The following is a 19643-nucleotide window of genomic DNA, read 5'->3' on the forward strand; positions in this document are numbered from 1 at the left end:
TTCTGGCGCAAGCTTCTACAAGCTATCGTTTTCGCCCAGAATCCGGACGCCTAATCTTCGACCGGAAGAAATGCTCGACTGACGCAGCCATGATTGGCTTGTGAAACGGTTGCTGAAAAGTCAGCCAAATACCCCCTCGTACGTGGCAACTGGGGAGCCGTCCAGTTACGCCGACGCTCTGCGAGAATGGCATCATCCACGTGAAGCGTCAAGTTGCCGTCAACCAAATCGAAAGAGATTTCGTCGCCATCTTCAACGAGCCCGATTGGCCCGCCGACCGCCGCCTCGGGAGCGCAGTGAACCCCGATCGCACCATGTGAAACGCCAGACACACGTGTGTCGGAAATGAATGCGACTTTGCCATCGAGTTTCGGAACCGCCAACGCTGCTGTCGCCACCAACACTTCCGGCATCCCTGAAGCAACCGGTCCCAGATATCGCAAGATAATCATCGTGCCTGGCTGAATTTCATCACGTTCGACCGCTTCGACAATCTTGCGGGCGTCGTCAAAGCAAATTGCTTTGCCACGGAAGGTTGGCTCCTTCATGCTCGACACTTTGAAGACAATCCCGCCTGGTGCCAAGTTGCCGAAACAGATCTGCATGTCGGCATAGGGCTTGAACGGTTTATCGATCGGCACAATCAAATCTTGATCCCAGGAAACATCTGGCACAGTCGCAAGATTTTCAGCCATCGTCTTGCCAGTAACCGTGATACAACTTCCGTCGAGCATCCCTTGCTGCAGTAGATACTTCAGTAAGATGGGCGTACCGCCGAGCTTGAACAGGTCGAACATGGTTCGCTTGCCGCGGGGGGCAAAGCTGCACAACACCGGCGTCTCGCGGCAAATCTTTTGAATATCCTGCAGGTGGAAGTCGACTTCCGCTTCGCGAGCTAATGCCAGGAGGTGAAGTACCCCGTTGGTCGACCCCCCCATCGCTGCCACGGCCCGCGTCGCATTGATCATCGATGCCCGAGTCACGATATCGCGGGGACGAATGTCCTCGGCGAGAAGATGCTTTACCATCGGACCAATGTTCTGACATTCCGCGATCTTCGAGGGGTCATCAGCGGGATTTGAACTTGAGAACGGAGGTGTCAGTCCCATCGCCTCCAGAGCAATTCCCCAAGTGTTAAACGAAGCAGCGATTCCGCAGCCACCCGGACCAGGGCAAGCGGTTCGCAGAATCTCGTCAGCTTCTTCGTGTGTCATCGCACCCACGTTGGCAGCAGCTTGCGAATCGTAGACATCTAAGATCGAAGTGTCTTGTCCTCGATGACAGCCTGGCTTGATGCTACCGCCGTTGATGATCAGTCCGGGATAATTCAACCGAGCCAAGGCCATTGCGAAACCAGGTCCGTTCTTATCGCAGTTATGCATGCCGATCAGAAAGTCATAACCATGCGCACTGGTAACGCACTCGGCTGCATTGGCGATCATATTCCGCGAAGGCAAGCTGGCATTACCACCTTCCTGCCCCTGGGTAATGTTGTCGCTGACAGCAGGTGTACCAAAAGGAAATCCAATCAGTCCTTCTCTCGCCAAACCTTCCTTGATAAGCGAAGCCAAGCGATACGCATGAACATTGCACAGGTTACCCTCGAGCAGAGGCACACCGATTCCGACTTGCGGCTTGTGAAAGTCTTCCTCCTGGAAATGCAGTCCGTAGTAAAACGCGGTCACTCCGCGCTGCCAGCCTTGGGTTAAGTTACGACTGTTCCAGTTGAGTGGTCGATCCATGAGAAGCTTCAATCTTGCCAGGCATGAAGGGAAAGGTAGGAATTGGGTAGTATGGTGCCTGGAAGCGAAAGACTCAACATGGTCGGGAAAAGAGTCCTGTGAAACGTGAAATGGGATCGTCAGATCCGTGCTGTAATGCAAGAAAACAAAAACGCCGGCCGCTTAGAGGTTCGCGGACCGGCGTCTTGCTCATCCAAGATTTGCTTTGGCTGACTTTCGCCAAAGTAAGAACGTAGAGTGTTAGCTATTGGTCACTTCAATCTTGCGTGGTTTGGCATGATCCGACTTGGGGATCGAAACCATCAGCACGCCGTTCTTGAAGCTGGCCGTTACGTTTTCTTCGTCGACTGGCGTTCCCAGTTTCAACACGCGTTCAAATTTGCCGTAGACATGTTCCACACGATGATAGCGGCGATCATCGGATTGCTCTTCCGCCTTACGTTCGCCCGAAATAGTGAGCTTACCGTCGTGCAGTTCGACATTGACATCTTCCGCGTTGAGACCAGGAAGTTCTAAATCGATCTGGTAAGCGTTTTCCGATTCCGAGATGTTCATTGCCGGTAGCCATGCACCAGATGCGCTTTGCCGGACCGGACGGAAGAACGACTCGAAGAGGTTGTCCATCTCACTGTGCCAATTCGCCAGAGGGTTGGACTTCGATTCGGATTGTGTTTGAGGACGTACCATTTTGATCAACCTTTCCATAACAGTTCCTACAGAAGTTGAAACAAAACCGCACCAAATTGTTCGATAATCGAACCGGTGTAATGCTCGGTTTAAAGTGCCTTCGACAAGGGCACTGATCCATAAAGCAAGAGGCGTACCAAACCTTATTTTTGCGCACTTGAGAATCTGCAAATGCTTATTTTTCAGGCGGTTGCGTCAAGGCCTTGACCTGCCGACGGACGACTGTCAGCCATCAAATCTTCTGCCAAAATGGCACTCATTGCCAATTCGACAGGGAAGCATCAGCCCACGGGAACAGGCGTCTTAAGACCACAGACCGGGCATGGACGCTTGGTGCCACGAAAGCAATTGGCTACGGCGAACTCATGCCCGTCGGCACAAGTGACAAAAACGGTTTTCGAAGAGACCTCTACCGAATTTGCTTTCGCTTGGACGAGCGCCGATTGGCTATCGCGTCGAACAAGACAAAGCTTGCTACAGTAGCCACGTTGCGTCCAAGGGAGATCGCTCGACGGAATATAGATGGCGTCGCATTCCCGGCAGTTCTTTGCTCCCTGCTCGTACTTTTCAATCTTGTGTGCGGCATTGGCATACTCAGCGATCATCGAGCTTCGCATTCGCGGATCGGAATTGAGCGTTGCGACCGTCTCGGCTGAAACGCCAGCATATTCAACTCCCGCTGCGGCTGCCGAACGATCGATCGGTACCGACAACGTGAATAATCCAAACAGGATACGCAGCGGATCCGAGCTGACCTGCAGGTCAGATTCCGCGTACACCAAGGTGATCTTCCAAGACTGGCCACCACATTTTCGACATGTCCCATCGGGCTTGATCGGAAGCCGACGCAGCCAGGGTAATAAATGGCGATCCTTCCTCGGCGAAGTATGGCAGGTCGTCTGACAAGACTCACATTGAAAGGTGGTAAGGTCAGGAGTTCGAGGCATGGCACAACGAAAGAACCAGGAAGTTAACGTGGTAGTAGCAGTATAGCTGCCGCGGTCCACGCATCTCCGATCTATTACGGTACCTAGTGGTTTTTCATCCAGGCAATCCTTGACATCCTCAATCAACTTCCCTAAAACAAGATGCAACTGAGACTCAGTTTCATTTTCTTTTGAGGCCGCAGCCAGCACCCGCCTTTGCGATGCCAGCCACGCTCGAGACGTGTCAGGAAGCGAATAGGTCGCTTTCTTATGCTCCCCGGTTGGTTATTTCAAAGGTATTTACGATGTCGACGAAGTCGTCTCGCTCTGGTTTTACGTTGGTTGAACTGCTGGTGGTGATCGCCATCATCGGAATTCTGATTGCCCTTCTACTACCCGCCGTCCAGCAAGCCCGAGAAGCGGCTCGTCGGATGAGCTGTTCAAATCAGGTCAAACAAATTGGTTTGGCCATGCATAATTTCCACGATACTTTCGGCCGTTTTCCATACGCGATGCGGGACGCGATCGACGCTGATAGCACTACGACATACGAAAGTGGCTGGATCGAGATCCTTCCATTCCTCGAACAGGATGCCGTAGCACGTCGTTGGGATCCCGAAGAAACGCGAAGCAGCACCGTCGATAATGATGGAGATGGCTGGACCAACGCATTACTCCAGCAGGAGATCATCCCAACTTATCTCTGTCCAAGTATGGTGATGCCCAGCGGCGAACTTGCAGAGAACCGGGCCCCAAGTAGCTACCAGTTCTGCTCAGGCACGCCAGATACTTCGCTCCTTCATTATGCCACCTACTACGGCCTGGACGAACCAACCTACGACGGGGCAATAATTCCAACGCTTGTGAAGAAAACGGACAGTCCGAATCATCGCGCTCCTACCAAGTTCCGCGATATCACGGACGGTACCTCGAATACATTTATGGTTGGTGAAACCGATTTCATGCCACAAGGTGTTCCGTCGACTAGCTATGGTGCGGTTTGGGCTTATGCCTATCTATATGGTTGGGGCTCCACCTATCACCCTCTGAACAATCACGCAAATACATCGAATGTTTACGGTGCGTACCGTAGCCAACATCCTGGCGGTGCCATGTTTGGCAACGTTGACGGCTCAGTGAAGTTTGTTGCGGAAACGATTGACCAAACCGTTTACAACGCGATTGGAACGCGAGCGGGCAGCGAAGTCGCTAAGCTTCCGTAATCTTCACACTTGCTCTGGCTGAGCCACGTTTCGCCATCATGCGCAACGTGGCTCAGCATTCTATTTGCAAGATTAATCACAGAGGAGTACCACCCGTGCGTGCATTAGGTTACTGGCTGATTTGCATGGTCCTGCTGAGCGTCTTGGCCTGCAGTGAACAGAAACCAACTGCCAGTGAAGTAACCAACTCTGATTCGTCGCTCACGATCGAACAATGGAAATCACTGCCACCTTCGGAAAAGTACGATGGGGCGGCACTCAAACGTTTACGTAAACACGACAACAAACTGAAGTCAGAACGGGCCTGGCAGAAGTTTATGAAGGAAGTTGTCGGACCAGAAATGCGGGTCGATATGCCACGCCCTGACGCTAAGAGCTAATTTAATTGATGCGACAATGGAGGTCTGTCACGTCGCCCACTGCCAAACAACGATCAGACCAGCGGCAACGAACACTACGACACTACAGGACCATATGGCAATTAAATGCCAAACGATGACTGCCTCTAACCATTGCGAATCCGCTCCGCGAAGATAAGCGATCCATAACGGAAACGGTATCAGCACGATCACAAGCAGCATAATTGCAGCAATTGGAAAGATGTCGTGCAGACGAGCCAACATCGGTACGACCAACCCAATACCGATCAAGTAAGTTGCGAACTCGGCGAGTCCATGCGGGGTTCCCATGCGATACCTCCTACCGTGTTGTAACGCACTTTGAACCATCGAGCACTTGTTCGAACATAAAAAAACGGCCGAAGCAATTTGCTTCGGCCGTTTTCACTTACCATGTCAAACAGGCGATTAAGTTAAGCCGGTCAGTGCTCCATCGCCACAGTAATCTGGGTTACCGAATGACTTCAGCGGATAGCCCATCGCTTCGCAGATGTTCATCAGCAAGCGATTGTGAGGGACCTTCTTATAGTCGAGCGCCTGGCCCATCTTGAAGCCCAACGCATTTCCGACCAGAACAAATGGGATGTCGTTGTGAGTATGCGAGTTCCCCTTACCCAGTTCGTTGGTCCAGACGATCGTGGTGTGATCGAGCATGCTGCCGTTGGCCCCCGGCTCGGGAGTTTCGGCTAGGCGTTTCGCCAGGTAAGCCACCTGCTCACAGTACCAGGTGTTGATCTTAATCAGCTTCTCATAAGCATCTTCGTTGCTGTCAGGCTCATGAGATAGGCCATGATGCCCTTCGTCGATCCCCAGCCACTTCATCTTCGGCTGACCAACACTGTTCGTAATTTGCAGCGAGGCAACACGATTCATGTCCGCGACGAAACCGTTGACCATCAGCTCGATCTGCATCTTGGTGATCTGCGGAATGTTGTCGTTATCCTCACGAACGTTGGGAGGCAGTTCAGGAATTGCGTGATCAAGCTCGGCTCGCTGATCCTTGGCGGCTAGTTCCGTCTGTAGTTCGAGTTCAACCTTTCGCACCATTTCCACATGCGAATCGAGAAGTTGTCGATCTTCGACACTTATCAGCTTTTCGACCTTCTTGAAGTCGTCCGTTAGGTCGTCGAGAACGCTAGCCAGCATCTCGCGGTTCTTCGCCTGGCCGTACATCTTGTCGAACATCTGATAAGGATCGTCGATTGGCGCGACTGGCTGATTAGGACCGGCGTACGACCAACGCGTCCAGGTATCCGCACGATCAGGCACCATCACGCCAAATTCCAACGAACCAAACCGAGTTTGGCTGTCGGTGTTGGCCTGTAGCTGATTCTTCAAGTATTGATCGACCGAGATCCCCATCGCCCAACCAGCTGGCGTATCGGAGCCACCTTGAACGTCGCCCGGGAACAACTCGATCCCGGTCAACAAGCAGCCCATACCTCGCATGTGCCCATCGCCGTCACCTTTGATCAAGTTACCGATGCCTTTAATCGTCATCGTTTGATCACGGAACGGCTCGAGCGGCTTTAGGATACGTTGGAAATCGAAGTCAGCGCCAATGTTTTTCGGCCAGAAGTGATCAGGAATCACGCCGTTGGGACTGAAGATGAAGACCAGACGCTTCTTCGGTGACGTCTCGGTCGACCAACCAAAGCTAGGCAGGCCCATCAGCAAGTTCGCCGCAGCGAGGCTGATTCCGGTCTTTTGCAAGAACTCACGTCGTGAGAATTGGTTGCGCATGTCTTATCCTGCGATCTTCTCGGAGTGGGGTTCCATGGCCGAGATCACGGCGATCTCGACTAGAAGCGAGCGAATATTAAAACCGCTTTCTTTGAACTTGCGAGTCAGTTCATCAAGCTTTTCAGGGCCGTAAGCGGCCACAGGCTGTTTTACAAAGTGCTGGAACGCGCGTGACACAAAAGCACGATGCGCGTCGTCACTGGTTGCCAGAAAATGGGCAACTTCTTGCGCGTTGTTGAATGTAACTTCTTGGCCATCACGAGCGATGTAACCTCCACTGCTGTCGACCGGTTTCTTTTGATCCATTTCACGGAATCGTCCTACAGCATCGAAATGCTCGAGGGTGAAGCCAAGCGCATTGATTCGGGAATGGCAAACCTGGCACCCTTCGGGACTCGTTTGCAGGGCAACTCGCTCGCGGGTCGACAAATCGGGATGCAGATCGGCACTCAGCGGTGAGAACGCCGCGTTCGGTGGACGAAGCGTGCGACCTAACAGATAACGGATCAAAAAGATGCCGCGATGGATCGGCGACGAGGCATCCGTGTACGCCAGCCCGCTCATGATATACGGATGCGTCAGCACACCGAGTCGAAGCTTCCCATCGTCGCCCGTCTTTCGCATTCGCTGCGGACCAGGACCACGCGGAAGCCTTTCTTCTTCGGTAGTTACTTCTGCCGCAATCGGCTTCCAAGACTCACCGTAGAATTCAGCCATGTGATCGGTTGAATACGACCAATTAGCGAGGAACAACTGGCGGTAATCGCTCGCATCGCTCCAAACGATGTCATCCAGGAAGTGATCCAGCGACGTTCGCAGATCGCTCACCAACTGAGGATCAAAGCCAGGGTAGCGGGCATCATCCTTTGTGATATCGCCAATGTGCCCCACATTGAGCCACTCATGAAGCATTTCGCGTGTCTTACCACGAGCGCGGAAGTCATTGACCATCCGCCAAGCGGCTTCGCGAATCTGATCTTCGCTTTGTAGTTGGTTCTTTTTGACTTTTTCAAGCAACCACTTATCGGAAGGGATCGAGTCGAAGAAAGTTAGAGCCAAACGGTTGGCTGCCCGTTGCGATGGAGAATCATTTGCGTCTGTAGCCGGGTAAAGGAATCGAGGTGACTTGATTGTCATCAGTATGACACGCTTGATCGCATCGCCATCGTCAGGGCATGCCGCAACCTGCCGGTCAATGTAAAGCTCTTTCAACTCGTCTGGCAGTTGCGTCCGAAACGCTGTCTCAACGAGTTCCGTGAGAAAGTTCTTGAGACGCTGACGATTGTCATCAGAGTCATTCTTGTGACGTCGCCGATAATCAGGCCATAACTCTTCCGTCGCTATATGACCGAATTCAATCGCGGCCGCGGTCGTAGAATCATCCCACTGACGATCGACACTGATGCCACGCTCAAATCCGTAGCTTCGGTCGTCGGGCGGCAATTTGGTCTGCAGCGAGAACGTCGGATCGACTGCCCAAGGAATGAGATTTCTCTTCGGAATCAACTGCTCTGTTCCGTGCGGCGGAATCCAGGAAACCGAAATGCTGGCAGGCGGCTGCTCCGTCTTTCGTTTTCGTTGGATGTAATCGATCTTGAATGGGTAGGCTCGTCCGGCGGTTAATCTTACGACTTCGCGGAATTCGGTCTTGTCGCCAGACTGAACATGATTATCGATCAGTTCGCGTCCCATTTTGCCAAAGTCCATCGTGAACGAAACGGTGCTACGAACAATGATTTCGTAGTCGCCTGTTTCCTCGGCGAGAATGCTGCCGGTCCAATGAATAAAGAAATCCTCTTTGTCGATGCCTTCACCGGGACTTTCTTTACCGAAGTCGAAATCGATCGTGGAATCGACGCGTTCGATCTTCTTGTTCTCATTCTTCCAACGCGAACCGGTGAAGTAGATCCCTTTGACGCCTCGTTCATCGGTGTAAGCTGTATTGCCATGGAAATGGCCATAGAGATCGGCCAAACTTTGACGAAGCTGATTTCCGGTTAACCGTGCCAGGGTAATCTGGGGAGGACGATTTCGAATCCGTGCCGCTTCGCTATAAAAGGCGTGATGCATGTACGCCGCGACCGCCTCGGCTTCCTCACCAATACAAGCCTCTTCATCGCCCTCGGGCATCGTCTTAGTAATTTGACCGGCCAACTCGCCCAAGCTGGAATCGCCCACCAAAGGCGTCTCATATGCTCCGGCAACGCCTTCTCCTTGGGCACCATGACAATCGATACAAAGGTTTTTGTAGATTACCCTACCCCTCTCGCGCAGAGCGTCCTCGTCTGCACTAGCCGTCTCAGCGCATGCGGCTACGACTAATAGTACAAGCGAAGATAGCAATCGATTTGAGTGCAGGAAGGCATTCATAGGCAATCGCGCGGGAAGGCATGCTTAGGCATCTCGACATCAATGATATTTGTGGACAAACATCACGGCGCCGGAAGCGAGGCAGGTGTGGGTGGGAATGCAGGCGGGGAGGTTTCTTCAGCCCTAGCGAGCGGAGCTTCATACTACATCGACCGCTCTCGCTGCTAGTTTTTCCTGAAATCCGACTGGCCGCCTTAACTCGCGTCTTTCGAAGCAGACGTTACCAAAGGATTATTTTCAGGCTTTCCTCCATTTTACACGAGCAACCAGCATGAAGTCCAATAGGAAACCCGTTAGGAGCACCTAACTTGCGGCGAAACACCACCCAATCCAACGGGTGGAATGGTCGCATCTTGGAAGCGAAGATAGCTACTTCTTACCCTTCTTCTGCCCAGACGGACTGCCCTCGGGGGCCGGAGCATAATCAGGATGAGGCTGGCTGGGGACGATTGCCCCGACATGCTTGTGCCAATCGAGAAGTTCGCTCAGCAGTTCGTCCCGCTTTTGAGGGTGTGAAGCAGCCAGGTCGTGACGTTCGCCAATGTCGTCTCGCAGATTGTAAAGTTCGACGGCTCCGTTCCCAGGTAGCTTCGCTTTGCCCCCATCAAGGACCCACTCTTCATGAAAGAGATGTAACTTCCAGTGATCCCGATTGATAACGGTAACCGGACGCGAACGGAACCCAGTGCGAACATCCAACTCTCGCCCACGAATCACCGGTGTGTTCAGATAGCCTGGGAAGTGCCAAAAGATCGCAGAGCGTTTTAACGAACCTTCATCGGTCAGCAGCGGAAGTAAACTCTCGCCGTCGAGCACCTTACCCTCTGGCACAGGAATCCCCGCAGCAGCGAGCATCGTAGGGTAAAGATCGAGCTGAATCACCGGAACATCACAAACGCTACCTGGCTTAACCTTGCCGGGCCATCTGATGATCATCGGCTCACGAATTCCCCCTTCGTAGTAGCCACCTTTGTTACCGCGAAGTGGCTCCTGCGGAGATTGGGGCGTTGCGCCGTTATCGCTGGTGAAGATCACAATCGTTTTTTCGGTAAGCTCCAACTCGTCTAGTTTCTTGAGCAATCGTCCGACACTTTCGTCCAGATCATAGGTACACGCGGCGTACATGTTGCCTTTGTGATACTTGCCCTTCTCTTTCTGCTTAAACTTCTCCAATGAGCTTGGCTGGCCTTGAAGCGGGGTGTGTATTGCGTGATGCGGTAGGTAGCAGAAGAAGGGACGATCCTTATTCTTTTCAATAAACGCACATGCTTTGTCGGTTAGGGTGAAGACACCTTTGGGATCTTCCGGTGGACCTTTCTTATTCGTCTCGGTCCCTTCAGTAAGCTCGCCGTTGCCAAAGGAATCGTAGGAATCGTCAAAGCCTTGTTCGGTTGGGTCAGCGCCATCCTTGCCAGAGAGATGCCACTTTCCAAAGTGCCCCGTGGCGTAGCCGGCAGATTTTAGAGCCTCAGCCACGGTAAAATTATCGGAACTCAGCCCATCGCTGTTAGGAACGGGAACGAGCCGCATTTCATTCTTCGGTCCTCTTTCAGTGCTCCATACGGCGTACAAATGGTGTCGTGGCGTGTATTGCCCTGACATCAAACATGCCCGGCTCGGTGCACAGTTCCCAGCACATGCGTACGCCGCCGAGAAAACCATTCCTTCCTTGGCAAAACGATCGAGGACTGGAGTCTCGTAGAAGTCGCTCCCCTGATAACCGACATCTTTCCAGCCGAGATCGTCCGCATAAATCAGGACGAAGTTGGGGCGATCATCTGCTGCCACATGCGAAATAGCAAATAGAGCACACAGAACTGAGAGGACAGCAGGACGAAACATATACAGTACCAACGAAAAAGGCCGACGAACCATAAGATTCTGTCGGCCCATTGTAGTCGAAGTGCTGTACGATCGCACGTAAGAATTAATCTTGCTCCCCGCGGTTGGGGCTACCTTGCTGGCGATTTCGCTGCGGTCGCTGAGCCGATTGAATAGGCTCGGAGCTAACTTTGACATCCTTGCCTAGTAAGATCTTATCGAGAAAGTCGCGGACCCGATCGTTCACTTCCGCCCCCGCAAAGCCATGCCCTGCCCCTTCGACCGGAACGAACGTTGAGTCGACACCTGCCTTCTTCAAAGCCGCATGGAAATCAACCGACTGCTGGAATGGAACGGTTCCGTCTTTGGTGCCGTGTAAGATCAAGAACGGAGCGTCCCCTGCGGAAACATACGATTGAGGCGAGGCCGATTTCGCAACTTCGGGAACTTCCTTCACCGCCCCACCGAGAAGCTTACTCTCGGGCGAGTCGGCGGAGTTGTGACGCTCGAAGCCGGGAGGATCTCCCATGGTCGCCATGTTTGCAGGACCGAAGAAGTCGACAACGCCAGCGACCTTTAGGTCCTCATCCCTGTGTGGTCCCAATTTACCGTCAATTTCTTTGGCATCCGCCGACACACCAAGCATAGCCACCAGGTGCCCACCGGCCGAACTTCCCCAGACGACAATTCTTTCAGGGTCCCAGTTATACTTCTCAGCGTTTGCCTTCACCCATCGCAGGCCAGCTTGGCAGTCGTGAATTTGGGTTGGCCAACTGGCGACATCTGTCAATCGATAACCAATCGAAACGGCAGCAAATTCTCCGCTACGAACTAAGGGAATCGCCCTGGTCAAGTAAGGACCATGCGTGCCTCCCTGCCATCCACCGCCGTGAATTAGCACGATCACAGGTAACGGTTCGTCCGAAGCACGCTTCTCGGGCAACGCGATATCTAACTTCTGACGATTGATCTTAGGATCGGCGTAAGGAATATTGCGAGTGATTTTTACGCCATCGACCATTCCGTCATCCTGATTACCGCGTTGTCGTTGCATGGCTGCCCGGCGACGTTCAAATGTCTCGAATTCCTGTTTGGTCACGCTTCCGTCCGAATCGGCATCGAGGCGTTCAAACAGACGCTGGGCAGCAACGGGCAGTTCGTCCTTTTCAATCTTGCCATCATTGTTCCGATCGAAGCGATCGAACGATGGTCCCTGTTGGGCGAACGCCGAGGTTGCCAGAAGAAGGCAACCAACAAGAGAGAAATTCCGCGCGTAGCGATTCATGATCAGACCCCTGTGGCAGATGCGACGAGATTAGATAGCGATTGGGAGAGGTTCCAGTTAGAAACCCCATAAATTCGCCAGGGTATCGCACTAATTCGCTAGACAATCTCTTCGAGGTCAACAGGGACCAACGAATTAATGGCTTTGCGAGGTTGTTTCGACCACCGCATCGGTGCAATCGGTCGGCTCTTGGCAGCGTTCTTTCTCAGGGATTCGGCTGCAGGAAGGGGACGGATTCGAACAGGCGTCACAGATTGGATTGCCCACCGAATCTTTGAAGTTGTTCAGTCCTCCGCAGCTACCCTTGATTCGCCGATTACTGATGATCACGCCAATCGCCATGCCGGTCAGGGCGACGGCAAAGACACCGACGGTGATAAGCATAATGGTGAGCATGGGGAGTGATCCTCGTTAATCCAGTTGATACTGCTGCCAAGCAGTGGTTGATTTCGACTCGACCTTTCCATCATCCTTGCGAATCTGGAAGAAGGCCGCCAGCTTCTGTTGCTCTGCTAAATTATATCCCGCATCCGGGCCTAAGACCAAGAAAGCAGTGGCCCAGCCGTCGGCCATTTCGCAACGATCATGAAGCACGCTGACAGAGGCCAGACTATGTTCGACCGGCCTCCCCGTCAGAGGATTGATCGTGTGCGAATATCGCTTGCCGTCATGCATAAAGAAGTTGCGATAGTCGCCTGAGGTCGCTAAGGCCTTGTCATGCAAGCCGACGATCTCGTCAAAGTCGCCTGCCTTTTCGGTGGGAAGCTCGATGCCAATCTGCCACGGCTCACCATCTGGCTTGAGCCCGGTTGCTCGGACTTCGCCGCCGATCTCGACCATAAAGTCGGTCAGGCCACGATCCTTCAGCAATTGAAAAACAACATCAACTCCATATCCCTTGGCGATTGCTGACAAGTCGACGTAAACGCCGTCTTGCTCCTTTTGAACGGCCAGCAATTCGTAGTGAGTTTGGACTTGCTGATAGCCGACCAGCTTTTTCGCGTTCGCGATTTCTTGATCAGTTGGGAAGTTCTTACGCTCCTTGTCGGGACCGAACTTCCACAGATTCACCACCGGTCCGACCGTCACGTCAAACGCACCTTTGGTGAGATCACTAATCTGACGGGCGTCATCGATGACGGTCAGCAGTTCGCTGGAGACCGGCACCCACTTGTCGGAGGCGGCCTGATTGAAACGAGAAAGCTCGGACTGTGGGTCGTAGGTTGACATTTGCCGGTTGACCTCGGCCAGCAACGAGTCAACTTCGGCCTGAAGATTCTGCAGTTGGTTGGGCAACTCGCGTTTGGTTACCGCACGAATGTTGTACGTGGTCCCCATGGTCTCGCCGCGAATCGTATCGATGGCGGGCGTGGCCGGGGGGTTCTGGCAACCAAGGAAAACGGCCAGCCACAAAAGGCTGGCCGCGGTGATCATTCGCATGATACTTTTGCGAGCCGAGTTCGCTCGCTGAAGGGGCTTAGCCACCAAAGTCGTCGAAGCGGATATTCTCAGGTTCGACACCCAAGTCGTCCAGCATTTTGAAGACCGCCTGGTTCATCATCGGCGGACCACACATGTAGTATTCGATGTCCTCTGGAGCAGGATGATTCTTCAGGTAGTTTTCCAACAAAACCTGGTGAATGAATCCTTGATAACCGGTCCAGTTATCTTCCGGCAGCGGATCGGACAAAGCAATGTTCATCTTGAAGTTCGGGAACTCTTTCTCGATGGCTTCAAACTCGTCGAGGTAGAACAATTCGCGAACACTACGGCCACCATACCAGTAACTGACCTTGCGATTCGTCTTACGCTGCTTGAACAACTCGAAGATATGGCTTCGCAGAGGAGCCATACCAGCACCACCACCGATGTACACCATTTCGGCATCGCTATCGTTGATGAAGAACTCACCATAAGGCCCACTAATGGTCACCTTGTCGCCCGGCTTGCAATTGAAGATGTAGCTAGACACTTTCCCTGGAGGCGTACCTTCGGGGGCGCGTGGCGGAGGCGAAGCAATACGGACATTGAGCATGATGATGCCCTTTTCGCCCGGGTAGTTGGCCATCGAGTAAGCACGAATCACAGGCTCGTCTACCTTGCTGACATAACGCCACAAGTTGAACTTATCCCAGTCTTCGTGGTATTCCTCTTCAATGTCGAAGTCTTTGTACGAAATCTCGTGCGGAGGAACTTCGATCTGGATGTAACCACCCGCCTTGAAGTTCACCGCTTCCCCTTCGGGAATCTTCAGTTTGAACTCTTTGATGAACGTCGCGACGTTGCGGTTCGAGATGACCTCGCATTCCCACTTCTTCGTTTCCAAGGCTTCGTGCGGGACTTCAATTTCCATGTCCTGCTTTACAGCCACCTGACAGGAAAGTCGATAGCCTTCACGCGCCTGACGCTTGTTGATGTGCGATCGCTCGGTCGGCAAGATATCGCCACCGCCGCTCTTCACACGGACGATGCACTGAGCACAAGTACCACCGCCACCACAAGCGGAAGAAACAAACACCCCTTGATCGGCCAGGGCGTTGAGCAGTTTGCCGCCTGCGGGCACGTCGATGTCCTTGGAATGCTCGTTGATGTCGATGTGCACATCACCGGACGGAACCAAGGCCTTCTTCGCCAAGAGGATGACCACCACCAGGAGCAAAACTACTCCGGTGAACATAGCCACGCCAAGTATTACGGTAACCATATCTAACTATCCCTGATGCCAGGCTCGCTATTTTTTTGTGCTGACTGGTGGCCTGTCTTATTTAATCATGCCACCGAAGGACATGAAGGCCATTGCCATCAAACCAGCGGTAATAAACGTGATCCCCAGACCCTTCAGTCCAGCAGGCACGTCGCTATATTTCAACTTCTCGCGAATGGCGGCCAGCGAGGCAATTGCCAACGCCCAACCTACCCCAGCGAAGAAACCATAAACAACACTTTGCGTGAACGTGTAGTTACGTTCCACCATGAACAACGAACCACCCAAGATGGCACAGTTCACAGTAATCAGCGGCAGGAAGATACCCAGAGCGTTGTAAAGAGGCGGAAAGTAACGATCGAGTCCCATTTCCAGGATCTGCACGATCGCTGCGATCACGCCGATGTAACTAATCAAGCCGAGGAAGCTTAGATCCATGTCCTTAAGGTCTGAACTGATCCAAGCCATCGCCCCCTTCTTCAGGAAAAGGGAGTAAAGCAGTTGGTTGGCAGGAATCGTAATTGCCATCACCGCAATCACCGCCACGCCAAGACCTAGAGCCGTTTTCACATTCTTGGAAACGGCTAGGAAGGTACACATTCCCAGGAAGAACGCCAGTGCGAGGTTCTCACTGAAAACGGCCTTCAGTGCAATGGTTAGCAAATCAGCCATGGCCTAACCCTCCGATTCCACTTGTTCAGGATTGAACGTGCGAATAACCCAAATGATGAAGCCAATCAAGAAGAACGCACTAGGCGGCAGCAGCATCAGACCGTTCGGTTGATACCAGCCGTCGTTCTTGGTCAGCGTGAAGATCGTGATTCCGAACAGGGATCCACTACCGAACAGTTCGCGGAAGAAACCAACGACCAGCAAGATCATCGAGTAACCCAAACCGTTACCGATACCATCCAGGAAACTGATCAAAGGTGGATTTTTCATCGCGAATGCTTCAGCGCGACCCATCACGATACAGTTGGTGATAATAAGACCAACGAACACCGAGAGCGATTTGCTAATCTCAGGCAAAAACGCTTGGAGGATCTGATCGACCACGATCACGAGCGATGCGATGATCGTCATCTGTACGATGATACGGATACTGCTCGGGATAAACTTACGAACCAAGCTCACGCCCAAGTTCGAGCAACCGGTCACGACAGTAACCGCGAAGCACATCGTCAGAGCCGTGTTTAAGTTCGAAGTCACGGCCAACGCGGAACAGATACCGAGAACCTGCAAGGCAATCGGATTGTTTTGCGTTACCGGATCGAGCAGAACGGCCTTCGGAGATGGCGAATCAGCCATTGGTATTCTCCTTCGATTCAAGCTGTTTGAGGTAAGGTCCGAAACCTTCTTCGCCGAGCCAGAAGCGGACGAAGTCGTTCACACCGTTCGTGGTGATCGTCGCACCGGAGAGACCGTCGACTTGCTCGTCACCGGTTCCTTGTCCCTTGACGACATGAATCAACACTTCCCCATCAGGGCTGCGAAGCTTCTTGCCTGGCCACAAGGCCTTCCATTTGGGATTGTCGACTTCACCACCTAAACCTGGCGTTTCACCCTGCTTGTAGAAGGTGATACCTTTGGCAGTCATTAAGTCAGCATCGAGTGCCAAAAAGCCATACATCGTGGACCAAAGTCCCTTACCGTAGATCGGCAGCACAACACCATGTAGTTCGCCATCGTCTTCAATGACGTAGACAACTGCGTATTTTTCTGTCTTTTCAATCCCAGGTAAGCCAGTTACCTGACGATTTAGATTGTCATTTTCACGTGCTTCGTCTGGGCTGTAGTTCGCCGGATCATCGATACCAGCTTCCTTAAGCTCCTCTTCGGATGCCACTTCGCCCGAATCGAGATTCACGATCTGTCGCTTGATCTTTTTGAACTTCGCATCGATCGCGGCAGCGTCATCGCCTGGTTCAAGTAGGCCCGCAGCGGCGAGGACATTCTTCTGTTTGTCCAGACGCTCGTTTTCCAGCTGAAATGGCTTCAAGGCGACAGCAGCCACACTGACCACCACCGAACAGACCACGCATAACACTGCGGCAACCATAATTGTTCCGAGAACACTATCACGTCGCATAGCGTGCCTTTCTTCGATTGATGTTGGCTTGCAGGACAAAGTAATCGATCAGAGGCGCCATCACGTTTCCGAACAGAATCGCGAGCATGATCCCTTCCGGGAAAGCCGTGCCGACACTGCGAATCAAGATAGTCATCACACCGATCAAGATTCCGTAGAACCATTTTCCGGTTGTGGTCATTGCCGCGGAAACGGGATCGGTCGCCATGAAAACGGTACCGAACGCGAAACCACCAATTACCAGATGCCACCACGGCGACATACCGAGCAGCAGTGGATTGGATACATCAAAGGCACCTGCAACGCCCATCAGCAGGAACGAGGTGGCAACCGCACCGATCACACAACTGAGCATGATTCGCCACGATCCAATGCCGGTTGCGATCAGGAAGGCGGCCCCGAGCAAACAGGCCAAAACCGAAGTTTCGCCCATCGATCCCTGGATCCAACCCATGAAAGCACCGAGCCAAGTCACCCCGTGGCCGTCGACTTGGGCCATCGCGTCTTGCATGGTCGTGCCAACAGGCGACGACGCAACAACACCCAAGGTCGTCGCACCACTGAATCCATCCGGCGAAACAGCGGTCCAAGCTTTGTCACCCGTCATGTCCGTGGCGTACGAGAAGTACAGGAACGCACGAGCGGTCAAAGCAGGATTCAGGAAGTTCTTACCAGTACCACCGAAAACTTCCTTGCCGACTAACACCCCAAAGCCAATCCCCACGGCAACTTGCCACAGGGGGATCGTCGGTGGAAGGATCAGCGGAAAGAGCATCCCAGAAACCAGGAACCCTTCGTTGATTTCATGCTTACGAACGATGCTGAAGATCAATTCGATCGTACCACCGACCGTCATGGTGACGATATAAACCGGCAGAAAGAAGATCGCCCCGAGGATCATATTACTGATCCAACTGTCAGGGTTATGCTCCAGTCCCGTCATCTCGAAGAGAGATTCGTGGAAATCGGCGACCGGTGCTGCGCCGGCTGCGATCTGCAAGTTAGCCTGATACCCAGTGTTCCACAGGGCCATGTAGATACATGGAATCAGGGAGAGAACGACGAATATCATCGTTCGCTTGAGATCCAAACCGTCGCGCACATGGGTCAAACCCTTGGCACGATCTGGTGGCGTGTACAAAAACGTATCCGCCGCTTCGTACAGCGGATAGAGTCGCTCCAACTTTCCTCCTTCGAGGAACATTGGCTCGACCTTATCGAGCATTCCGCGTAAAAATTTCATGGCTATCCTTCGGCTTCAATGCGGGTCAGGTTCTTCCGCAGAATGGTACCGAAATCGTGTTTACCCGTATCGACAAACGTACAAAGAGCGATGTCTTCCTCTTCCAATTCGAGTGCCCCCAGGGCCTGAGCCGAATCGGTATCTTCGACAATCAATGACTTCAGCAAGGCGGTCGGCTCGATATCGAGCGGCATCACCGTTTCGTAGACTTCAATCGGAACAATCGCCCGATGGCTACCGTTAGCAGTCGCCGTCATCGGCAACTCGCTCGGCGACAAAAATGATGCGAAGACCGACTTCACCGAGAACTTCTTGAATCCAGGTGCCAGCCAGCCAAGCATTTCGCGATGGCCACCTTCACCCAGAACCGAGATCTGGTTGTGGTAACGCCCCAAATAGGCTTCCACGCCTGCGGATTGATATCCGCAAAGAACCGAACCAGAGACGATTCGCATGGAGCCCTCGTTGAGTTGATCTTTGGTCAGATCTTCCAAGCTCGAGCCGAGGCGAACCTTCAGCAGGCGAGGCTCCTTAACCCCTGGACCCGCCAGCGAGACGACTCGCATCGGATCGAGTTCACCGGTGCGGAACAAATGACCAATCGCGATCACATCTTGGTAGCCGAGGTACCAGACAACGCGACCTGGGCCAGCGGAATCGAGGAAGTGAATATGAGTTCCGGGCAGACCCGCAGGATGCTTGCCTTCAAACTCGACGGCGTTGACAAAGTCGAGACCTTCTCCAGGGAGTGCAGCCCCAGGAGCTTGGCAAACATGTACCTTGCCTTCAGTCAGCGTGCTGATCGCTTCCAGGCCGGCGATGAATTCGATCTCGCTTCCCTTGATGATCGGTGCTGGGTCCGCGGCCAAAGGATTGGTGTCCATCGCGGTCACAAAGATCGAGCGAGGGGACGTTCCTGGTGCAGGAACCTTACCGTAGGGACGGGTACGAAAAGCTGTCCACAATCCGGATTGAATAAGGTTCTCTTCGACCTTAGTACGATCCAGTTGCGACAAGTGATCTTCCGTGTAGGAAGTGAACGAGACCTTGTCGTCTCCTTCGACTTCGATCACCACAGAGAGCAGCTTTCGCTTGGCCCCGCGATTAATTTCCACCACCTTACCGGCGGCAGGCGACGTGAAGAATACGCCAGGTGTTTTCTTGTCTTCAAAGAGAGGCTGGCCAACTTTGACCACGTCCCCTTCGGTGACCATCATCGTTGGCTTCATACCAACGTAGTCACGTGCCAGAATGGCAACCTTTCGGACATCGGCGATTTCTTCCACCGATTGTTTTGGCTTGCCTGAAATCGGCAGATCCAGGCCTTTGCTAATCGTGATCCGACGTGGCATCTTGGGCCTCACTCCCGTTTGGGAGGCTATGGTTCAAAACACTTGCAAGGAGGACATTGT

Annotated in this window: 18 protein-coding genes; 2 read left to right on the plus strand and 16 right to left on the minus strand. The window is 53.0% G+C overall.

Annotated features, from left to right (window positions below; genetic code table 11):
- Positions 1 to 50: 50 nt before the first annotated feature.
- The 3 genes from C5Y83_RS09960 to C5Y83_RS09970 form a co-directional block, all read right to left on the minus strand.
- Positions 51 to 1742 carry a dihydroxy-acid dehydratase gene (locus C5Y83_RS09960; RefSeq protein WP_105329522.1) on the minus strand — a complete coding sequence of 564 codons (1692 nt, stop codon included), beginning with the start codon at positions 1740 to 1742 and terminating at the stop codon, positions 51 to 53.
- A gap of 240 nt (positions 1743 to 1982) precedes the next feature.
- Complete coding sequence (locus C5Y83_RS09965; protein ID WP_158262306.1) at positions 1983 to 2429, minus strand: Hsp20/alpha crystallin family protein; 447 nt, start codon at positions 2427 to 2429, stop codon at positions 1983 to 1985.
- A 281-nt stretch (positions 2430 to 2710) separates the two neighbouring features.
- Complete coding sequence (locus C5Y83_RS09970) at positions 2711 to 3208, minus strand: hypothetical protein (protein ID WP_105329524.1); 498 nt, start codon at positions 3206 to 3208, stop codon at positions 2711 to 2713.
- A gap of 452 nt (positions 3209 to 3660) precedes the next feature.
- Here C5Y83_RS09970 and C5Y83_RS09975 point away from each other — a divergent pair, with 452 nt between their 5' ends.
- Both C5Y83_RS09975 and C5Y83_RS09980 read left to right on the plus strand, forming a co-directional pair.
- Positions 3661 to 4578: a DUF1559 domain-containing protein gene (locus C5Y83_RS09975; RefSeq protein WP_105329525.1), complete on the plus strand. Its 918-nt coding sequence runs from the start codon at positions 3661 to 3663 to the stop codon at positions 4576 to 4578.
- Positions 4579 to 4673: 95 nt separating this feature from the next.
- Positions 4674 to 4958, plus strand: a complete 285-nt coding sequence (locus tag C5Y83_RS09980) for a hypothetical protein (protein WP_105329526.1) — start codon at positions 4674 to 4676, stop codon at positions 4956 to 4958.
- A 27-nt stretch (positions 4959 to 4985) separates the two neighbouring features.
- On the opposite strand, the gene C5Y83_RS09985 is transcribed toward C5Y83_RS09980, so the two are convergent.
- From C5Y83_RS09985 to C5Y83_RS10045, 13 genes are all read right to left on the minus strand, one after another.
- Complete coding sequence (locus tag C5Y83_RS09985) at positions 4986 to 5267, minus strand: hypothetical protein (protein WP_105329527.1); 282 nt, start codon at positions 5265 to 5267, stop codon at positions 4986 to 4988.
- A gap of 117 nt (positions 5268 to 5384) precedes the next feature.
- On the minus strand, positions 5385 to 6719 hold the full coding sequence (locus C5Y83_RS09990; protein ID WP_105329528.1) for a DUF1552 domain-containing protein: 1335 nt from the start codon (positions 6717 to 6719) through the stop codon (positions 5385 to 5387).
- Between the two features lie 3 nt (positions 6720 to 6722).
- Complete coding sequence (locus C5Y83_RS09995) at positions 6723 to 9089, minus strand: DUF1588 domain-containing protein (protein WP_105329529.1); 2367 nt, start codon at positions 9087 to 9089, stop codon at positions 6723 to 6725.
- A gap of 369 nt (positions 9090 to 9458) precedes the next feature.
- Entirely contained in the window at positions 9459 to 10931 is a 1473-nt protein-coding gene (locus C5Y83_RS10000) for a sulfatase (RefSeq protein ID WP_105329711.1), read from the minus strand.
- Between the two features lie 85 nt (positions 10932 to 11016).
- Positions 11017 to 12195, minus strand: a complete 1179-nt coding sequence (locus C5Y83_RS10005) for an alpha/beta hydrolase fold domain-containing protein (protein ID WP_105329530.1) — start codon at positions 12193 to 12195, stop codon at positions 11017 to 11019.
- Between the two features lie 135 nt (positions 12196 to 12330).
- Positions 12331 to 12591 carry a hypothetical protein gene (locus C5Y83_RS10010; protein ID WP_105329531.1) on the minus strand — a complete coding sequence of 87 codons (261 nt, stop codon included), beginning with the start codon at positions 12589 to 12591 and terminating at the stop codon, positions 12331 to 12333.
- 15 nt (positions 12592 to 12606) lie between these two features.
- Positions 12607 to 13680, minus strand: a complete 1074-nt coding sequence (locus C5Y83_RS10015) for an FAD:protein FMN transferase (RefSeq protein ID WP_233207179.1) — start codon at positions 13678 to 13680, stop codon at positions 12607 to 12609.
- A complete protein-coding gene (gene nqrF / locus C5Y83_RS10020) occupies positions 13673 to 14899 on the minus strand; it encodes an NADH:ubiquinone reductase (Na(+)-transporting) subunit F (protein ID WP_105329532.1) in 1227 nt (408 codons plus the stop codon). Before nqrF ends, C5Y83_RS10015 begins: the two co-directional genes overlap by 8 nt.
- A gap of 57 nt (positions 14900 to 14956) precedes the next feature.
- The gene (gene nqrE, locus C5Y83_RS10025; RefSeq protein WP_105329533.1) at positions 14957 to 15571 is read right to left on the minus strand and encodes an NADH:ubiquinone reductase (Na(+)-transporting) subunit E; all 615 of its coding nucleotides are present in this window, start codon (positions 15569 to 15571) and stop codon (positions 14957 to 14959) included.
- A 3-nt stretch (positions 15572 to 15574) separates the two neighbouring features.
- On the minus strand, positions 15575 to 16207 hold the full coding sequence (locus C5Y83_RS10030; RefSeq protein ID WP_105329534.1) for an NADH:ubiquinone reductase (Na(+)-transporting) subunit D: 633 nt from the start codon (positions 16205 to 16207) through the stop codon (positions 15575 to 15577).
- The gene (locus tag C5Y83_RS10035; RefSeq protein WP_105329535.1) at positions 16200 to 16988 is read right to left on the minus strand and encodes a Na(+)-translocating NADH-quinone reductase subunit C; all 789 of its coding nucleotides are present in this window, start codon (positions 16986 to 16988) and stop codon (positions 16200 to 16202) included. Before C5Y83_RS10035 ends, C5Y83_RS10030 begins: the two co-directional genes overlap by 8 nt.
- Entirely contained in the window at positions 16978 to 18231 is a 1254-nt protein-coding gene (locus C5Y83_RS10040; protein ID WP_105329536.1) for an NADH:ubiquinone reductase (Na(+)-transporting) subunit B, read from the minus strand. The genes C5Y83_RS10035 and C5Y83_RS10040 overlap by 11 nt, the downstream gene beginning before the upstream one ends.
- 2 nt (positions 18232 to 18233) lie before the next feature.
- Positions 18234 to 19583 (minus strand): Na(+)-translocating NADH-quinone reductase subunit A, encoded by a 1350-nt coding sequence (locus C5Y83_RS10045; protein WP_105329537.1) that lies wholly within the window; start codon positions 19581 to 19583, stop codon positions 18234 to 18236.
- Positions 19584 to 19643: the final 60 nt, after the last annotated feature.

Origin of the sequence: Blastopirellula marina (assembly GCF_002967765.1) — a bacterium.
GTDB lineage: Bacteria > Planctomycetota > Planctomycetia > Pirellulales > Pirellulaceae > Bremerella > Bremerella marina_A.